The organism is Geobacillus sp. LEMMY01 (genome assembly GCF_002042905.1).
Taxonomy (GTDB): Bacteria; Bacillota; Bacilli; order Bacillales; family Anoxybacillaceae; genus Geobacillus; species Geobacillus proteiniphilus.
Genome location: NZ_MVKA01000024.1, coordinates 37,910 through 54,933, shown reverse-complemented (window position 1 = coordinate 54,933; position 17,024 = coordinate 37,910). Strand labels below are relative to the sequence as shown.

The 17,024-nt window shown below is 53.5% G+C and carries 15 protein-coding genes; 13 read left to right on the top strand and 2 right to left on the bottom strand.

The annotated features are described in order from the left end of the window. The first annotated feature begins 25 nt into the window (after positions 1–25). The 4 genes from B1A75_RS12440 (at position 26) to odhB (ending at position 6,519) form a co-directional block, all read left to right on the top strand. Positions 26–2,002, top strand: coding sequence for a methyl-accepting chemotaxis protein (locus tag B1A75_RS12440; RefSeq protein WP_074043531.1), 1,977 nt, complete (start codon positions 26–28; stop codon positions 2,000–2,002). Positions 2,003–2,094: 92 nt separating this feature from the next. Beyond that, positions 2,095–2,367 (top strand): hypothetical protein, encoded by a 273-nt coding sequence (locus tag B1A75_RS12435; protein ID WP_074043532.1) that lies wholly within the window; start codon positions 2,095–2,097, stop codon positions 2,365–2,367. After that, on the top strand, positions 2,367–5,219 hold the full coding sequence (locus tag B1A75_RS12430) for a 2-oxoglutarate dehydrogenase E1 component (RefSeq protein WP_074043554.1): 2,853 nt from the start codon (positions 2,367–2,369) through the stop codon (positions 5,217–5,219). Before B1A75_RS12435 ends, B1A75_RS12430 begins: the two co-directional genes overlap by 1 nt. A gap of 31 nt (positions 5,220–5,250) precedes the next feature. After that, positions 5,251–6,519: a 2-oxoglutarate dehydrogenase complex dihydrolipoyllysine-residue succinyltransferase gene (gene odhB, locus B1A75_RS12425; protein WP_074043555.1), complete on the top strand. Its 1,269-nt coding sequence runs from the start codon at positions 5,251–5,253 to the stop codon at positions 6,517–6,519. Between the two features lie 268 nt (positions 6,520–6,787). On the opposite strand, the gene B1A75_RS12420 is transcribed toward odhB, so the two are convergent. Together B1A75_RS12420 and B1A75_RS12415 are read right to left on the bottom strand one after the other, a co-directional pair. Beyond that, a complete protein-coding gene (locus tag B1A75_RS12420) occupies positions 6,788–7,042 on the bottom strand; it encodes a hypothetical protein (RefSeq protein WP_074043533.1) in 255 nt (84 codons plus the stop codon). Between the two features lie 148 nt (positions 7,043–7,190). Continuing rightward, positions 7,191–7,478 (bottom strand): hypothetical protein, encoded by a 288-nt coding sequence (locus B1A75_RS12415; protein WP_239691224.1) that lies wholly within the window; start codon positions 7,476–7,478, stop codon positions 7,191–7,193. 359 nt (positions 7,479–7,837) lie between these two features. Between B1A75_RS12415 and B1A75_RS12410 the strand changes: the two genes are divergently transcribed. The 9 genes from B1A75_RS12410 to B1A75_RS12370 all read left to right on the top strand — a co-directional run bounded on the left by B1A75_RS12410 (position 7,838) and on the right by B1A75_RS12370 (position 16,948). Continuing rightward, positions 7,838–8,623 (top strand): SDR family oxidoreductase, encoded by a 786-nt coding sequence (locus B1A75_RS12410; RefSeq protein ID WP_079936291.1) that lies wholly within the window; start codon positions 7,838–7,840, stop codon positions 8,621–8,623. A gap of 26 nt (positions 8,624–8,649) precedes the next feature. After that, complete coding sequence (locus B1A75_RS12405) at positions 8,650–9,516, top strand: NAD(P)-dependent oxidoreductase (protein WP_079936290.1); 867 nt, start codon at positions 8,650–8,652, stop codon at positions 9,514–9,516. Positions 9,517–9,692: 176 nt separating this feature from the next. Then, complete coding sequence (locus B1A75_RS12400; protein WP_079936289.1) at positions 9,693–10,904, top strand: acyl-CoA dehydrogenase; 1,212 nt, start codon at positions 9,693–9,695, stop codon at positions 10,902–10,904. Between the two features lie 19 nt (positions 10,905–10,923). Next, positions 10,924–11,706, top strand: a complete 783-nt coding sequence (locus B1A75_RS12395) for an SDR family oxidoreductase (protein WP_079936288.1) — start codon at positions 10,924–10,926, stop codon at positions 11,704–11,706. 26 nt (positions 11,707–11,732) lie between these two features. Then, entirely contained in the window at positions 11,733–13,352 is a 1,620-nt protein-coding gene (locus B1A75_RS12390; RefSeq protein ID WP_079936287.1) for a long-chain-fatty-acid--CoA ligase, read from the top strand. A gap of 91 nt (positions 13,353–13,443) precedes the next feature. After that, positions 13,444–14,028 (top strand): TetR/AcrR family transcriptional regulator, encoded by a 585-nt coding sequence (locus B1A75_RS12385; RefSeq protein WP_483299635.1) that lies wholly within the window; start codon positions 13,444–13,446, stop codon positions 14,026–14,028. 98 nt (positions 14,029–14,126) lie between these two features. Then, positions 14,127–15,185: a phosphotransferase family protein gene (locus B1A75_RS12380; protein ID WP_079936285.1), complete on the top strand. Its 1,059-nt coding sequence runs from the start codon at positions 14,127–14,129 to the stop codon at positions 15,183–15,185. A 9-nt stretch (positions 15,186–15,194) separates the two neighbouring features. Then, positions 15,195–15,977 (top strand): 2-phosphosulfolactate phosphatase, encoded by a 783-nt coding sequence (locus tag B1A75_RS12375; RefSeq protein ID WP_079936284.1) that lies wholly within the window; start codon positions 15,195–15,197, stop codon positions 15,975–15,977. Beyond that, complete coding sequence (locus B1A75_RS12370; RefSeq protein ID WP_079936283.1) at positions 15,974–16,948, top strand: quinone oxidoreductase family protein; 975 nt, start codon at positions 15,974–15,976, stop codon at positions 16,946–16,948. Before B1A75_RS12375 ends, B1A75_RS12370 begins: the two co-directional genes overlap by 4 nt. The last annotated feature ends 76 nt before the right edge of the window (positions 16,949–17,024 follow it).

The following is a 17,024-nucleotide window of genomic DNA, read 5'->3' as shown; positions in this document are numbered from 1 at the left end:
AGGAAACAGAGGGGAGAAATAGCGAGTGTTCCGGACATTGCGCAGCAAATTGATCGTCTTGATGGCTTTATTGTTAGTTATTTCCTTGGCAGCGACGCAGCTCGTTGGAGTTGTGCAAATGCGGCGGATGGTTGACACTGATGTGAAACAACGGGCGCAGACGGCGCTCGATGGGTTGCTTGGCGACATTCGCGACAGTTTTCAAAGTGAAGAGAACAGCTTAGTGCAATTCAGTGAATCGCCGTTGGCTTTGCAAATGGTTCGGGACGAAAGCGCCTGGTCAGGGCTGGAAAAGCAGTTCCGCACGTTTTTGCGCTTGCATGAGAATGTGCAATTCATCTATATTGGCACTGAGCAGAAGAAAATGTACATCACGCCGATGACAGAGCTCCCGGACGGATACGATCCGACGAGCCGCCCGTGGTATAAGGAAGCGATGAAGCGGCCGGATGAAGTCGTGTGGACCGAACCTTATGTCGATGCCATTACCGGCAAGAACGTTGTGACGTTGGCCAAAGCGGTGAGCGAAAATGGCCGCATTGCTGCAGTCATCGGCATCGATATGACGCTCGATGCGGTGACGAGAATCGTCAATGCGAGCGACGTCGGCTATCACGGTTATCCGGTGCTGTTTGACTCGAAAGGGACGGCGGTCGTCCACCCGCAATATAAAGGAAAAAACATGGCCAAAAACGCAACGGTCCGCTATATGCTCGAACATAAAAAAGGGATGCGGGAATATGAACAAAACGGCGAACAGCGGGTTATGTATTTCACCACGATTCCGGAGCTCGGCTGGAAAGTCGGCGTCGTCTATAAAGAAAAGGACTTATCGGCGATGAGCCGATCGCTTGGGGTAAACATGCTTGTCATTACAGTTATTGCGCTCGTTGTGGCGCTTGTTGCCGTCTATTTCTTGGCGCGCTCGATCACAAGGCCGATTGCCGCGCTGCAAGAGCAAGTCGAAAAGGCGGCGGGCGGCGACTTGACGGTGCAAGCGCGTGTCACAGCCAAAGATGAGATCGGCCGCCTCGCCCGCCACTTCAATGACATGATCGACCATATGCGGACGCTGATCAGCGAGGTGAACCGCTCGGTCAATGAATTGGCCGTTTCGGCCGACCATTTGAGCGCTGTCTCGGAAGAAACGATGGCCACAAGCGAACAAGTGGCGAAAGCGATCGGCGAAATCGCCAAAGGAACGACCGATCAAGCGGGAAGCCTCGATACGATCAATGAGCGGACGACGGCGCTGTCCCAGCAAATCGAAGCGGTCACGAATGCGACGGCTGGCATGGAGTCGCTGTCCGATGAGACGAAAACCGCGAGCTACGATGGCTTGGAGCATTTAAACATTTTGCAGAAAAAATCGGAGGAAGCGAAAAATGAACTCGAGTCTGTAGAAAATGTCATTAGCGACCTTGTGAAAAAGATGGATGAAATTGACGGCGTCATTCAAACGATCACGGCCATTTCCGGACAGACGAATTTGCTGGCGTTAAACGCCAGCATCGAGGCGGCGCGGGCTGGCGAGCATGGCAAAGGGTTTGCCGTTGTCGCCGATGAGGTGCGCAAGCTGGCCGAACAATCCGCGAAAGCGACGGAGATGATCCGTGCGACGATCGTTGCCATCCAGCAGCAAGCCGGGCTGGTGATGGAAGCGGTCGGCCGCTCCAAGCAGGCGTACAACGAACAGCGGGAAGCGGTGCACACGACCGGCGATTCATTTGTCAAAATCACCGGCATGATGGAGCAAGTGGCGGCGGCGATCGCCGGGATTATGGAGGAAGCAAAGCGGATGAACGCAAGCAAAGACGATGTCGTTGGGGCGATGCAAAACATCGCCGCCATCGCCCAACAAGCAGCGGCAGCGGCGGAAGAAGTGGCCGCTTCGGCTGACGATCAGTTACAAGCCCTTTCGACAGTGACTGAATCGGCGGAGGCGTTAAGCGAAATGAGCCGGCAGTTGAAACAACTGGTGGAAAAGTTCAAGATTTCGTAAAAAACGGAAGGCGTCCCAACGGCAGCGGGGCGCCTTTTTTATCATCCCCCGCCGAGAAGACCCCACTTCCAAACGATTAGCGTAAGTGGGAGATGAAGGCCGGTCGGCGTTCGCCTAAAATCATGAATGTTCCGCCGCAACGCGGTCACGATCTTTTTTCTATTCATACAATGATAATAAGTGAAATTTTTTCAGCTTCTTCGTCGATTTTAGTGGGCGATAGTGCTAAAATAAACAGTGAAAACGTTTATACCGTTATTTTGCTGCACGTTCGGGAATACTGGCAGCTAAACGAGAGCTTTCACGCATGGATGGCTGTTGCCCAGCCCGAACGATGCGAAAACGAGGTGGAGGTTTTTTCATGATGGCAAAACAGACGAACTACGCTCAACCGTGGAGCCAGTTTTACGGGCCGAACCTCGGTTATGTCATCGAAATGTACGAACAGTATCTCGATGACCCAAACAGCATCGACCCGGAACTGAAACAATTGTTTGAACAGTGGGGGGCGCCGGTCTTGGAAGAACCGGTTTCTCCTGCGGATGATGAAGCAGCCAAAACGCATCAAACGTTTCGGCTGCCGGAGACGCCGACCGTTTTCAGCAAACTTGTCGCCGCTGTCAAGCTGGCGGACAGCATTCGCCATTATGGCCATCTGGCTGCCGATACGAATCCGCTTGTCAAAAAGGAGAAAAAGCTGCGCCGCTTGGAGCTTGACGAATACGACTTAACTGAAGAAGACTTAAAGCGAATTCCGGTCGCGTTTCTTTGCCCGCACGCTCCGGCGCATGTCAAAAACGGCTGGGACGCCATCTTGCATTTGCGCAAAATTTACACGGACAAAATCGCGTTCGAATTCTCGCAAGTACATAATCTCGAAGAGAGGAACTGGCTCATTCAGCAAATCGAGTCCGGAGCGTATTACCCGAGCTTGGCGAACAAAGAGCGGGTCGCTTTGTTGCGCCGCCTGACGGAAGTGGAAGGGTTTGAAAAGTTCATCCACCGGACGTATGTCGGGCAAAAACGGTTTTCGATCGAAGGGCTTGACGCCATGGTGCCGCTTTTGGATGAGCTCGTCCGCCAGGCGATCGAACATGAAATCGACGCCGTCAACATCGGCATGGCGCACCGCGGCCGGCTGAACGTGCTCGCCCATGTGCTCGGCAAGCCGTACGAAATGATTTTCGCTGAGTTCCAGCATGCGGAAAGCAAAAATTTCATTCCGTCCGAAGGGTCGGTGGCGATCACGTATGGTTGGACGGGCGACGTGAAATACCATTTGGGGGCAGCGCGCCGTTTGCGCAATAAAAGCGCCCATACGATGCGGATTACGCTCGCCAACAACCCAAGCCATCTCGAAGTGGTCAATCCGGTTGTGCTTGGTTACACGCGCGCCGCGCAAGAAGATCGGACGAAACCAGGCGTGCCGGTGCAAAATACCGATGCGTCGTTTGCCATCTTGATTCACGGCGACGCCGCGTTCCCGGGGCAAGGGATCGTCGCTGAAACGCTCAACTTAAGCCAGCTGCGCGGCTATACGACCGGTGGGACGATCCATATCATCGCCAATAACATGATCGGCTTTACGACGGAAAGCTACGATTCACGCTCGACGACGTATGCTTCCGATATGGCGAAAGGGTTTGAGGTGCCGATTGTGCACGTCAACGCCGACGACCCGGAGGCTTGTTTGGCGGCCGCATGCTTGGCGTTTGCCTACCGCCAGCGGTTTAAAAAAGACTTTGTCATTGACCTAATCGGCTACCGCCGCTTCGGCCATAACGAAATGGATGAGCCGATGGCGACGAACCCGACAATGTATGCGATCATCAACGAGCACCCGACCGTGCGCCAGCTGTATGCGCAAAAATTGATCGAGAAAGGGATCATCACCGAGCGGGAAGTCGACGAAATGGAGCAAGAGGTGGCCGAACGGCTGAAAATCGCCTACGAGCGGGTGCCGAAAAACGAAGACGAGCTTGATTTCATCATGGATCCGCCCAAACCGGTCGTCGATCGGCTGCCGGAAGTGAAAACGGGCGTGGCGAAAGACGTGCTCCATCGTGTGAACGAAGAATTGCTGCAGTTTCCGGACGGATTCAACGTCTTTAACAAGCTTGAGCGCATTTTAAAACGGCGAAGCGGTGTGTTTGCGCAAAACGGCAAAGTCGATTGGGCGCACGCGGAAATTTTAGCGTTTGCCACGATTTTGCAAGACGGTGTGCCGATCCGCTTGACCGGACAAGATTCGCAGCGCGGCACGTTTGCGCAGCGCCATTTGGTGCTCCATGACGTGAAAACCGGAGAAGAGTATGTGCCGCTTCACCACATCAGCGGCGCCAAAGCGTCGTTTGTCGTGTACAACAGCCCGCTGACGGAAGCCGCCGTGCTCGGCTATGAATACGGCTACAACGTTTACGCGCCGGAGACGCTCGTGCTTTGGGAAGCGCAATTTGGCGACTTCGCCAACATGGCGCAAGTGATGTTTGATCAATTCATTTCATCCGGCCGGGCGAAATGGGGGCAAAAATCCGGGCTTGTCATGCTCTTGCCGCACGGCTACGAAGGGCAAGGCCCTGAACATTCAAGCGGCCGCGTCGAGCGCTTTTTGCAGCTGGCGGCGGAAAACAACTGGACGGTTGCCAACTTATCGACGGCCGCGCAATATTTCCATATTTTGCGGCGGCAGGCGGCGCTGTTGACAAGAGAAGAAGTGCGTCCGCTCATCATTATGACGCCAAAAAGCTTGCTCCGTCATCCGCTGGCAGCGTCGGATGCGGAAGCGTTCGTTGACGGTGCGTTCTCGCCGGTGCTCGAGCAGCCGGGATTGGGCGCTGACGCTGGCAAAGTGGAACGCATCGTGTTTGGCACCGGAAAATTGATGATCGATTTGGCGGAACAAATCGGCAAAATGGAAGGTCTTGACTGGCTGCATATCGTGCGCATTGAAGAGCTGTATCCGTTCCCGGAAGAAGCGGTGAAAGACATCATCGCCCGCTATCCGAACGTCAAAGAGCTCGTCTGGGTGCAAGAAGAACCGAAAAACATGGGGGCATGGCTGTATATGGAACCGCGCCTGCGGGCGTTGGCTCCAGAGGGTGTCGACGTCAGCTACATCGGGCGGCGCCGGCGCGCCAGCCCGGCGGAAGGCGATCCGGTCGTCCACCGAAAAGAGCAAGAGCGCATCATCCGCTGTGCATTGACGAAGCATGAATGATGACTACGGAACATTTGAGGAGGGCATCAACGTGGCTGAGATCAAAGTCCCAGAGTTAGCAGAATCCATCACGGAGGGAACGATCGCCCAATGGCTGAAAAAACCGGGCGACTACGTGGAAAAAGGAGAATCGATTTGCGAGCTTGAAACGGATAAAGTGAATGTGGAAATTATGGCGGAAGAGTCGGGTGTTTTGCAACAGCTGCTTGCCAATGAAGGCGATACGGTTGCGGTTGGCCAAGCGATCGCCATTATCGGCGAAGGAGCGGCAGCACCGACTGCCGCTCCGCAAGCTGCCCCGCAGCCAGCCGATGAAACGGAAACGGTCGCGCCGGCCGACAGCAATGAACAGCCAGCGCCGCAGCCAGTCGCGGCCGCCCAAGCTCCGGGCCAACGACCGATCGCCTCGCCGGCCGCTCGAAAAATGGCGCGCGAAAAAGGAATTGATTTGACGCAAGTGCCGACCGTTGATCCACTTGGGCGCGTGCGCAAACAAGACGTCGCCTCGTTTGCCGCACAACCGGCCGCCGCTTTGCAGCCGGCTCCACAAGCTGCGCCGACGTCGACGCCGGCCGCCGTTCCAGCCGCTGAGGCCGGCAAGCCGGTCATCCGCGAAAAAATGTCGCGCCGTCGGCAAACGATCGCCAAACGGCTGCTTGAAGTGACGCAAACGACTGCGATGTTGACGACGTTCAACGAAATTGACATGTCGGCGGTCATCGATCTGCGCAAGCGGAAAAAAGATAAATTTTTCGAAGAGCATGACGTCCGCCTTGGCTTTATGTCATTTTTCGTCAAAGCGGCTGTCGCTGCGCTGAAAAAATATCCGTACGTCAACGCGGAAATTCAAGGCGATGAAATTTTGTTGAAAAAATATTATGATATCGGCGTCGCCGTGTCGACGGACGAAGGGCTTGTCGTCCCGGTTGTGCGCGACTGCGACCGGAAAAACTTCGCTGAAATTGAGCGCGACATTGCCGAATTGGCAGCGAAAGCGCGCAGCAACAAGTTGTCGCTCGCCGATTTGCAAGGCGGCACGTTTACGATTACGAACGGCGGCGTGTTCGGTTCGCTTCTGTCGACCCCGCTTCTCAACGGGCCGCAAGTCGGCATTTTAGGGATGCATTCGATCAAACTGCGTCCGGTTGCCGTCGATGAGGAGCGGATCGAAAACCGTCCAATGATGTACGTCGCCTTGTCATACGACCACCGCATCATCGATGGCAAAGAGGCCGTAGGGTTCTTAAAAACGGTGAAAGACTTGATCGAAAATCCGGAAGATTTGCTGCTTGAAAGTTGATTAGGAAGGAAAAGGGGAGCCTGCGATGCGCGGGCTCTTTCTTTTTCCCCGCCTTTCCTTGATCGGTGAATGATTTTCCATGTCTTACGGAACACTACCGGAAAAAAGGGGGGAATTTGATGCCAGAGCGTGGACGAAACGATCACCCGCACATGTTTTACCGCGACGGCGCCCCGATCTTCTTAATCTTATATTCGAAATGTGCAAAAGATAATAAAAAACCTGCACAAATGCAGGTTGCTCCATACTCCATGGACAAACACAACGCTTACTGATGATGATTGTTAAGAAAAGAAAACAAGCCCACAAACAAAAAAATCCCCCCTAGCGTTTTATAAGTGCTTATATATTCTTTTAACATTTGCAAATATTCTTGAGAATCCACAGAACCCCCCATGGATCGAACCCACGATGAGGCAAGGCGACTCCCTAATTCAGGGCTGTTTAACATTAACAACAATCCAATGAGAGAAAGAATAAGCGAAACAAACTTCATTCTGTTTGGGTCTTTTAAAATATTCATTTTGCATGCCTCCTTTTTAACTATCCGTTCTCTGCTTTACGCTGAATCCCCTAAACGTTGCAGGACTTCGCTCGGAAGTTTGGATGAATAATATGCCAATCGAGTAATGGCATGGTTCATATCGTTGTTAGATGAATAATTTTTAATTTCATTTAAATTGAAAAAACGCATAATATAAAAGTAATATACTATTCATGATAAGTGTAGCAAGTAAGATTTTATGGATAGTTGCTTTTCTCTCTCCAGCCTTTAAAAACTTAATTTGGAAAAATAAAAATAGGATATTCAAAAAGGTAGGCACCAAAGTATAAAAATACCTTTCATCACTAATGGATACTACGTTTGGATTAAACCAATAAACGAACACATCGGAACTTTGAATCATCAGGGTAAATAAAATAATAAACCATGAAATAGCTAACAAAATGATCTTCATGGACATTCCCCTTTTTAATAATAAATGTGTCCTCAGTAAGTTGGCAGAAGCAAAAAAAGAAAAGGGTAGCAAAAGAAACACTGTTGGAGAGCAGCACTTCCTTTTAAATCACCAGCCTTTAAACGAAAAATACGTTGTCAGTATCCATCCCACCCCCTTTTTAACTTTTATTTTACAATTGTTCGCTTTGCTTGAATATCCATTAATGGTTTCGATTCTGCCGTAAGACGGGTTGACAGGGTCATGTTGGTTGTTTTGGGTCCCCATTCTTCATTCTCTTTTGAATTGATAAAGGAGGAAAATGACGAATGAGCGCGAATATGGTTACTTAACACCATTCTTTTGTTGGAGGGATGACGATGGAACTTGGATTGGCGGGAAAAACGGCGCTTGTCGCTGCTTCGAGCCAAGGGCTTGGCAAGGCGATCGCGCGAGCGCTTGTGCTTGAAGGAGCAAACGTGATGATCACGAGCCGAAACGAAGAAAAGTTGCACGAAGTGGCGGAAGAATTGAACAGTTTACATAAGGGACGCGTCGCTTATACGCGCACAGATGTCACCAACGCCGACGACATTCGCCAGCTTGTCGCCAAAACGGTCGAGACGTTTGGGACGATCGATTTGCTCGTCAACAACGCCGGCGGCCCTCCGGCGGGAACGTTTGAAACGGTGAGCGACGAAGACTGGCAATATGCGTTTGAGCTCAATTTGTTGAGCTATATTCGCCTCATTCGCGAAACGCTCCCTTACTTAAAGAAAAAGGGAGGAAAAATTGTCAACATCGCCTCATCATCGATTAAAGAGCCGATTCCGGGACTTATTTTATCCAACACGTTCCGCACTGGCATCGTTGGGCTGACGAAAACGCTTGCTGTTGAGCTGGCTCCGGATGGCATTTTAATCAATACGGTGGCTCCTGGTCGGATCGCGACGGAGCGCGTCGCCTTTTTGGACAAAGTGAATGCCGAGAAACTCGGCATTACGAAAGAAGAAATGGAAGCGCGCATGAAAAGCGCCATTCCGCTCGGCCGCTACGGAACCCCGGAAGAGTTTGCCAATGTCGTCGTCTTCTTGCTGTCCGAAGCGAATTCGTACGTTACTGGTCAAGCGCTCATTGTCGATGGCGGCATGGTGAAGGCGATTTAAGGCAAACCGACAGGAGGGGAGACCGGATGAAAACGATCGGATTCATCGGCCTTGGCGTCATGGGGAAAAGCATGGCGCGCCACTTGCTGAAGGCGGGCTATCCACTTCTAGCTTATACGCGCACGAAAGAAAAGGCGGAAGACTTGCTTAAAGAAGGGGCTGTTTGGAAGGAAACGGTTGCTGATTTGGCGCGGGAGGCGGATGTCGTCATTACGATGGTCGGCTATCCGCGCGATGTCGAGCAAGTGTATTTTGGCGAGGGCGGCATTTTGGAAAACGCACGGCCGGGAACATACGTCATCGATATGACGACGTCAACGCCGACGCTCGCGCAATCGATTTACGAGGCGGCCAAACAAAAGGGCATCCACGCTTTGGACGCCCCGGTGTCCGGCGGCGACATCGGCGCGCGCGAAGGAACGTTGACGATTATGGTCGGCGGTGATGAGGACGTCTTTTTGGCGTGCAAGCCGATTCTCGAGCGGCTTGGCACGAACATCGTGCGGCAAGGAGGAGCTGGAGCCGGCCAGCATACGAAAATGTGCAACCAAATTGCCATCGCTACGAACATGATTGGGGTGTGCGAGGCAATGGCGTATGCGAAGCGGGCTGGGCTTGATCCATTCAAAGTGCTTGAAAGCATCGCCAAAGGGGCGGCCGGCAGCTGGTCGCTGAGCAACTTGGCGCCGCGCATGTTGTCAGGAGATTTTGCTCCTGGGTTTTACGTAAAGCATTTCATTAAAGATATGAAAATTGCGCTTGAGGAAGCCGAGCGGATGAACTTGCCGCTGCCAGGGTTGGCGCTGGCGAAACAACTGTACGAAGAGTTGGCGCAAGCCGGTGAGGAAAACAGCGGCACGCAAGCGTTATACAAGCGGTATGTTAAGGCGTAAGCGGGGCGGTTGTTCGCCCCTTTTTTATCCTCTCTGTCTTCTCAGCGAAGCAGGGGAGATGGGAAGCGCAAATTCGAATGCATTTATTCTAAAAATATTGAATATTTCTTCTTGTAGAGGTATAGTAAAAGTAGAAAGGACATACCAACCGGTTAGTATAAAAGGGAGGGGAGCATATGGACTTTTCCTATTCGCCGAAAGTGAAAGAGTTGATCAAAAAATTAAGCGCTTTCATGGAAGAGTATATTTATCCGAATGAGAAAGTATACGAAGAGCAGCTAAACGTACAAGAGTCGAGATGGTCGGGCGTGCCGCCGATCATGGAAGAATTGAAGGAAAAGGCGAAAAAAGAAGGACTGTGGAATTTATTTTTGCCAGACAGCGAATACGGCGCGGGATTAACGAATGTCGAATACGCGCCGCTTTGCGAAATTATGGGCCGTTCGCTCATCGCTCCGGAAGTGTTCAACTGCAATGCGCCCGATACCGGCAACATGGAAGTGCTCGTCCGCTATGGCACAGAGGAGCAAAAGAAAAAATGGCTGATCCCGTTGTTAAACGGGGAAATCCGCTCATGCTTTTCGATGACGGAGCCGGATGTCGCGTCGAGCGATGCGACGAACATTCGCGCCTCCATCGTCCGCGACGGCGATGAGTATGTCATCACCGGGCGGAAATGGTGGTCGTCTGGAGCCGGCGACCCGCGCTGCAAAGTTGCCATCGTCATGGGAAAAACGAATCCGGATGCGCCAAAACATGAGCAACAGTCGATGATCATCGTTCCGCTCGATACGCCAGGAGTGAAAATCGAACGGATGCTGCCGGTGTTCGGCTTTGACCATGCGCCGCACGGACATGCCGAAATTACGTATGACCATGTGCGCGTGCCGAAAGAAAACATCATTTGGGGCGAAGGAAAAGGGTTCGCCATCGCTCAAGGTCGGCTTGGCCCGGGACGGATGCACCATTGCATGCGCTTGATTGGAGCGGCGGAGCGAGCGCTTGAACTCATGTGCCGGCGCGTACAGTCGCGGGTGGCGTTCGGCAAGCCGCTCGCTGAACACGGCGTCATCCGCGAGTGGATCGCCCAGTCGCGCATTGAGATCGAGCAGGCGCGCTTGCTGACGCTAAAGGCGGCGTACATGATGGATACGGTCGGCAACAAAGCGGCGCGCAAAGAAATTGCGATGATTAAAGTGGTGGCGCCCAATGTCGCTCTGAAGGTCATCGACCGTGCCATTCAGGCGTTTGGCGCCGCTGGGGTGAGCAACGATTTTCCGCTTGCCGCCATGTGGGCGAACTCGCGCACGCTCCGTTTGGCCGATGGGCCGGACGAAGTGCATAAAGAGCAAGTTGCCAAGCTTGAATTGCGGCAATATCAACAATAAAGGGAGAGGAAGTGGCCATATGCATGTGTTGGACTTATTTAAAATCGAGGGAAAAACCGCCATTGTCACTGGCGGTGGGCGCGGGCTCGGCGAGCAAATCGCCATTGGCCTCGCTGAAGCCGGGGCGAATGTCGTCGTTTGTTCGCGGAAAGTGGAAGCGTGCGAGCAAGTGAAAGAAAAGCTTGAACAGCTCGGCGTCCGTTCGCTGGCGCTGCGGTGCGATGTGACGAATCCGGAGGAGGTCAAACATGTCGTCGAAACGACCGTCAAAGAGTTTGGCGGCATCGACATTTTAGTGAACAACAGCGGAGCGACGTGGGGAGCGCCGGTCGAGGAAATGCCGCTTGAGGCATGGCAAAAGGTGATCAACGTCAACGTTACCGGCACGTTTCTCATGAGCCAGGCGGTCGGCAAGGTGATGATTGCCAAACAAACCGGCGGCTCCATCATCAATATCGCTTCCGTCGCTGGCCTTGGCGGCACGCACCCGGACATTTTAAATACGATCGGCTACAACACGAGCAAAGGGGCGGTTATTACGTTTACGAGGGACCTAGCGGCCAAATGGGGGAAGCACGGCATTCGCGTCAACGCGGTGGCGCCAGGCTTCTTCCCAACGAAAATGTCAAAAGTCGTTCTTGAGCGCGTCGGGAAAAAAGTGCTCGAGCATACGCCGCTCGGCCGCTTTGGCGGCGAAGATGACTTGAAAGGGGCCGTCTTGTTTCTCGCTTCCCCGGCGTCCGCCTTTGTCACGGGCGCGCTCCTCGTCGTTGACGGCGGCAGCCATGCGACCGGCATTTAATTAAATGAAAAAAGGGGGAAACGCAAATGAGCGAAAAACGGGCGTTGTCTCTTTATCCTGAACACATTTCGTTCTATATGGATATTCCCGACAAAACGGTATGCGATGTACTGCATGAACGGGCGGCGGAATTTGGCGCTCAGCCGGCGCTGACGTTTTATGACAAAACGATCACCTACGCCGAGCTCGCTGCAGCAGTCAACCGTTTCACCTCGAGCCTGCAGGCGCTTGGGGTGCAAAAAGGGGATCGGGTCGCGATCATGCTGCCGAACTGCCCGCAATATGTCATCGCTTACTATGGCATTTTGCAGGCGGGCGCCATCGTCACCCAAGTGAATCCGATGCTTGTCGAACGTGAACTCTCGTATTTGCTGAACGATTCCGGAGCGGAGATGATCGTCATTTACGAACCGCTTTATCCGCGCCTTGCCGCTGTCAGAGGGGAGACAGCCGTCAAACAAGCGATCACTGTCAGCTTCGGAGCGCCGCCATCCGTTTCGCTGGCTGAAGGAGATGTCACGTTTGACGAATTTCTTGCTGCAGGAAGCGGAGCTGTGCGCCCGGTGCCGATCGAATCAACGCATGACGTCGCTGTGTTGCAATATACTGGCGGGACGACAGGGCGCTCAAAAGGGGCGATGCTCACCCACCGCAACATTTTCGTCAACGTCTTGCAATGCGCCGAATTTTTCAAAGGGACATTTGAGTTCGGGAAAGAGCGATATTTAACTGTCATCCCGTTGTTCCACGTGTTCGCGATGACGTCGGGAATGAACTTGGCCATTTACCAAGGAGCGGAAAACATTTTGCTGCCGCGCTTTGAGCTGAAAGAAGTGTTGGAGACGATTCGCGACAAGCAGCCGACCGTGTTTCCAGGCGTGCCGACGATGTATGTCGCTATTACAAATACGCCCGGAGTCGAGCAATATGGCATCAGTAGCATTAAAACGTGCAACAGCGGCAGCGCGCCGATGCCGCTTGAATTGATGCGCGACTTCGAAGCGAAAACCGGGGCGGTTGTCCTCGAAGGATACGGATTGTCAGAAGCCTCGCCGGTGACGCATTGCAACCCGCCGTTTGCCGCGCGCAAGCCGGGCACGGTCGGCATCGGCATGCCGCTGACCGAGTACAAAGTCGTCGATGTGGCGACTGGCACGCAAGAGCTGCCGCCAGGCGAAGTCGGCGAGCTGATTATCCGCGGACCGCAAGTGATGAAAGGCTATTGGAACATGCCGGAAGAAACGGCAGTGGCGCTGCGCGACGGCTGGCTGTACACCGGGGACTTGGCTTCGATTGACGAGGAAGGGTATGTGACGATCGTCGATCGGAAAAAAGATTTGATCATCGCTGGGGGCTATAATATTTATCCGCGCGAAATCGAAGAAGTGCTGTATGAACACCCAGCGGTGAAAGAGGCGGCGGCGGTTGGCGTGCCTGATCCATACCGCGGCGAAACGGTGAAGGCGATCATCGTCTTAAAAGATGGAATGCAGGCAAGCGAAGAAGATATTCTTGCCCATTGCCGGAAAAACTTAGCGGCGTACAAAGTGCCGCGCATCGTCGAGTTCCGTGCCGAACTGCCGAAGACGAACGTCGGCAAAATTTTGCGCCGCGCCTTGCGTGAAGAAGCGTCCCGCTCGCAATAACGGCGCGGCTTTCGGCCAAGTCCTAAGCGGGCTTGGCCGTTTTATGGTACAATAGCTGACAGCAATCATATTAGACAAGAGGTGTAAAAACGTGAAGGAGAAAATTATGGCTGTCAGCATCGAACTATTTGAACAAAATGGGTTCAGCGAAACATCGATCCAAGACATCGTTGACGCCCTTGGGGTGACAAAAGGGACGTTTTATTACTATTTTACAAGCAAAGAAGAACTGTTGATGGATATTCACCTTCGCTACATTGAAAGGCTGCTTGACGAAGAGGAGCGCATTATAAGCGATAAACAGCGCTCGGTGCGGGAAAAGCTGTATGATATTATCTTCATGCTCATCCATAATGTCGAACGGCAAGGACGGGAAGCGCGCATTTTTTTTCGCGAAATGAAGCATTTGAATGAGGAGCATTTACAGAAAGTAAAAGAAAAGCGCGATTTGTTTCGTCATCGGTTGCAGGCGTTAATTGAGGAAGGAATGAAAAGCGGTGAACTGCGCCGCGATTTGTCGCCATCGATCGCCACGCTTACCGTGCTTGGGGCGGCCAATTGGAGCTACCAATGGTTTCGCCCGGATGGCGAGCTGACCGATGCCGAGGTGGCGAAACAGATGGTGGTGATTCTGCTTGATGGCATGAGCGCGTCGTCTGTCTCGAAAGCCGAGTGAAAAGAGAGACAAACAAGTCTGAGCCGATGTGTGTCGATGGATGCTGTCCGTGCGGCGGCATGGCGCGCTTGAATTTGTTGACCAAGGGGGAAAGGGAGATGACAGCGATTATTCCGGTGCGCAAAGGGGAAGAACTGCCGGCTGAGAAGTTGGCCAAGTTTTTGCGCACGGTGCTGCCGGACATGCCGGATGGGGAGCTCGAGATCCAGCAATTTTCCGCCGGCCGGTCGAATTTGACGTATTTGCTCCGCTGTGGGGAGTGGGAGGCGGTGCTGCGCCGTCCGCCGTTTGGCCCGGTGCCGCCGAAAGCGCACGATATGAAGCGGGAGAGCACGTGGCTTTCTGAAATCCATCCGTTGTTCCCGTTGGCGCCGAAACCGTTCTATTTTTGTGAGGACGAATCGGTGATCGGAAGCCCGTTTTTCGTCATGGAGCGGCGGCATGGCGTCGTGATTGACAGCGATTTTCCCGATGGCGTCATTCCGACAGAAGACGTTTGCCGTGGCATCTCCGAGACGATGGTAGAGACGCTTGTCCGCATTCATCAAATTGATTATACGAAAACACGCCTCGTTCAGATGGTAAAGCCGGATGGGTTTATGGAACGGCAAGTGCACGGGTGGATTCAGCGCTATGAGCGGGCCAAGACGGATGATATTCCGGAAGCCGAGGCGCTGATGAATTGGCTCGCTTCTCATATCCCACCGCAGCGCGAAGCGACCGTGATCCATTATGACTTTAAGCTGAATAACGCTTTGTTTGCCAAGGATGATGTAACGAAAATGGTCGGTTTATTTGATTGGGAGATGTCGACGGTCGGCGACCCGCTTGCCGATTTGGCGGTGGCCATGAGTTATTGGATTGAGGAAGACGATCCTCCGCTCATCAAAAATGGGTTTGGCCGCGCGCCGGTCACGGTCCGCCCTGGTTTTTATACGCGCGAACAGTTTATTGAGGCATATGCCAAAAAAAGCGGCCGTGATGTGTCCGATATGCACGTTTATTTAACGTTTGCCTACTTTAAATTAGCGGTCATTTGCCAGCAAATTTATTACCGTTACCGCCGCGGACAGACGAACGATGAGCGGTTTCGGCATTTCGGCCAGTTTGTCGAAGCGCTCATTGGGCATGCATGGCAGCTGGCGACAGGACGGTGAGGCGGCGTGATGACAAAAGTGCATGTCGTGCTGCGCAAAGAAGACATTGATGAGATGGCGCTTGCTGACGGAAAGGTGGCTGTCGTGTTCGATGTTTTGCTTGCTACCTCGTCGATTACGGCAACGCTCTCTGCCGGCGCTCGTTCGGTGATCCCGGTGCGCGATGCCGAGGAGGCCAAGGAGATCGCGCTTCGCTTGCCGGCGGGCAGCTATGAGCTCGTCGGCGAATACGAAGGGCGGACGATCGCCGGTTTTCATCCACCGGCGCCGCTATTTTTGCAAACGGTTTGCCCGGGGAAAACAGTCGTGCTATCGACAACCAATGGCACGGTGGCGATTCGCAGAGCTCAGCCAGCCCATGCGGTGTACGCGGCGAGTTTGCTGAACAGCCCGGCGGTCAGCGAGCATATTTGCCATTGGCATCAGGAAGAGACGATCATTGTGATTTGTTCCGGCTCGTCCGGCCGTTTTTGCCTGGAAGACTTTTATGGCGCCGGCTACTTTGTGCACTGCTTGATCGAGAAAGGGATCAACGCGGCGGAGCTGTCCGACAGTGCGACGGCCGCATGGCTCTTTTATCGGCAATATTCGGGTGAAAGAAAGGCGAAGGAAGTGTTGTCCGCTTCGCGCGTCGGCCGCTGGATGACGGCGTACGGCTTGGAAAAAGAAATCGACTACATCAACCGACATGGGGCGCTTTCTGCCGTTCCAAAACTTGAGCTGGGGCCGTTCGGCCTGGAACTGCGCGATATGGCGTCAACAAAAGTAACGAAAGAGGGGATATCGCCATGAAATTTGTCCAATTCGTTGAATACGGTGGACCGGATGTCTTGCGTGTTTGCGAAGGCGAACGTCCGAAGCCCACGGGGCGGCAAGTAGTGATTGAAGCTGAAGCGATCGGCGTCAACTATGCGGATACAGCCCGACGGGAAGGCCGCTATGTCGTGCCGACGCCGCTTCCGTTCATACCTGGGACGGAAGTGGCCGGCGTTGTCCGTGAAGTTGGTCCGGAGGTGCAAACGGTCCGCCCGGGGCAACGCGTCGTCGCTTTGATCGAATCCGGCGGCTACGCTGAGTTTGTCGCTGTCGATGAACGGGCGGTCGTGCTGCTTCCGGATGGAATGGATGCCCGGCAGGCGGCGGCCTTGCCGGTGCAAGGGCTAAGCGCCTACCATATTCTCAAAACAATGGGCCGCTTGGAAGAAGGGGAGACGGTGCTCGTTCACGCCGCAGCCGGCGGCGTTGGGACGATTGCCGTCCAATTGGCGAAACGGTTCGGCGCAAAAATGGTCATCGCCACGGCAAGCACGGAGGAAAAACGGGCGCTCGCCAAACAGCTTGGCGCTGATGTCACCATTGATTATACAAAAGACAGCTGGGCTGCGGCCGTGATGGAGGCGACCGGTGGGCGCGGCGTCGATGTCGCTTTGGAAATGGCGGGCGGCGATGTATTTCATCAGACGCTCGATTGCCTTGCTCCGTTCGGCCGCCTGGTCGTATATGGGGCGGCGAGCGGGGAAATGACGCGTCTCAATCCAGTCCGGTTGATGGCAAAAAACTGGTCGGTGATCGGCTTTTTCTTGCCGCAAATCATGAAAAAGCGGGCGTTGTACGAACAAAGTTTGCGGGAATTGCTCGCGTGGGTGCAGGAAGGAAGCCTGAAGCTGACGATCGGCGGCGTTTATCCGCTTGAGCAAGCCGCTAGTGTGCATTGGCTTTTGCAAGGACGGAAAACGCATGGCAAGCTATTGCTTGTGCCATAAGTAAAGAAGGTGTCCCAAAAAGGTCGGGACACCTTTTCTTGTATATCCCCCTAAAGCCAATGGTGAACAAAAGTCG

What these genes read in the sequence shown, in the direction of transcription:
- B1A75_RS12435 (WP_074043532.1), top strand. Translation starts at nt 2,095, where the DNA reads ATGAAGGCCGGTCGGCGTTCGCCTAAAATCATGAATGTTCCGCCGCAA.
- B1A75_RS12430 (WP_074043554.1), top strand. Translation starts at nt 2,367, where the DNA reads ATGGCAAAACAGACGAACTACGCTCAACCGTGGAGCCAGTTTTACGGG.
- B1A75_RS12420 (WP_074043533.1), bottom strand. Translation starts at nt 7,042, where the DNA reads ATGAATATTTTAAAAGACCCAAACAGAATGAAGTTTGTTTCGCTTATT.
- B1A75_RS12415 (WP_239691224.1), bottom strand. Translation starts at nt 7,478, where the DNA reads ATGAAGATCATTTTGTTAGCTATTTCATGGTTTATTATTTTATTTACC.
- B1A75_RS12410 (WP_079936291.1), top strand. Translation starts at nt 7,838, where the DNA reads ATGGAACTTGGATTGGCGGGAAAAACGGCGCTTGTCGCTGCTTCGAGC.
- B1A75_RS12405 (WP_079936290.1), top strand. Translation starts at nt 8,650, where the DNA reads ATGAAAACGATCGGATTCATCGGCCTTGGCGTCATGGGGAAAAGCATG.
- B1A75_RS12400 (WP_079936289.1), top strand. Translation starts at nt 9,693, where the DNA reads ATGGACTTTTCCTATTCGCCGAAAGTGAAAGAGTTGATCAAAAAATTA.
- B1A75_RS12395 (WP_079936288.1), top strand. Translation starts at nt 10,924, where the DNA reads ATGCATGTGTTGGACTTATTTAAAATCGAGGGAAAAACCGCCATTGTC.
- B1A75_RS12390 (WP_079936287.1), top strand. Translation starts at nt 11,733, where the DNA reads ATGAGCGAAAAACGGGCGTTGTCTCTTTATCCTGAACACATTTCGTTC.
- B1A75_RS12380 (WP_079936285.1), top strand. Translation starts at nt 14,127, where the DNA reads ATGACAGCGATTATTCCGGTGCGCAAAGGGGAAGAACTGCCGGCTGAG.
- B1A75_RS12375 (WP_079936284.1), top strand. Translation starts at nt 15,195, where the DNA reads ATGACAAAAGTGCATGTCGTGCTGCGCAAAGAAGACATTGATGAGATG.
- B1A75_RS12370 (WP_079936283.1), top strand. Translation starts at nt 15,974, where the DNA reads ATGAAATTTGTCCAATTCGTTGAATACGGTGGACCGGATGTCTTGCGT.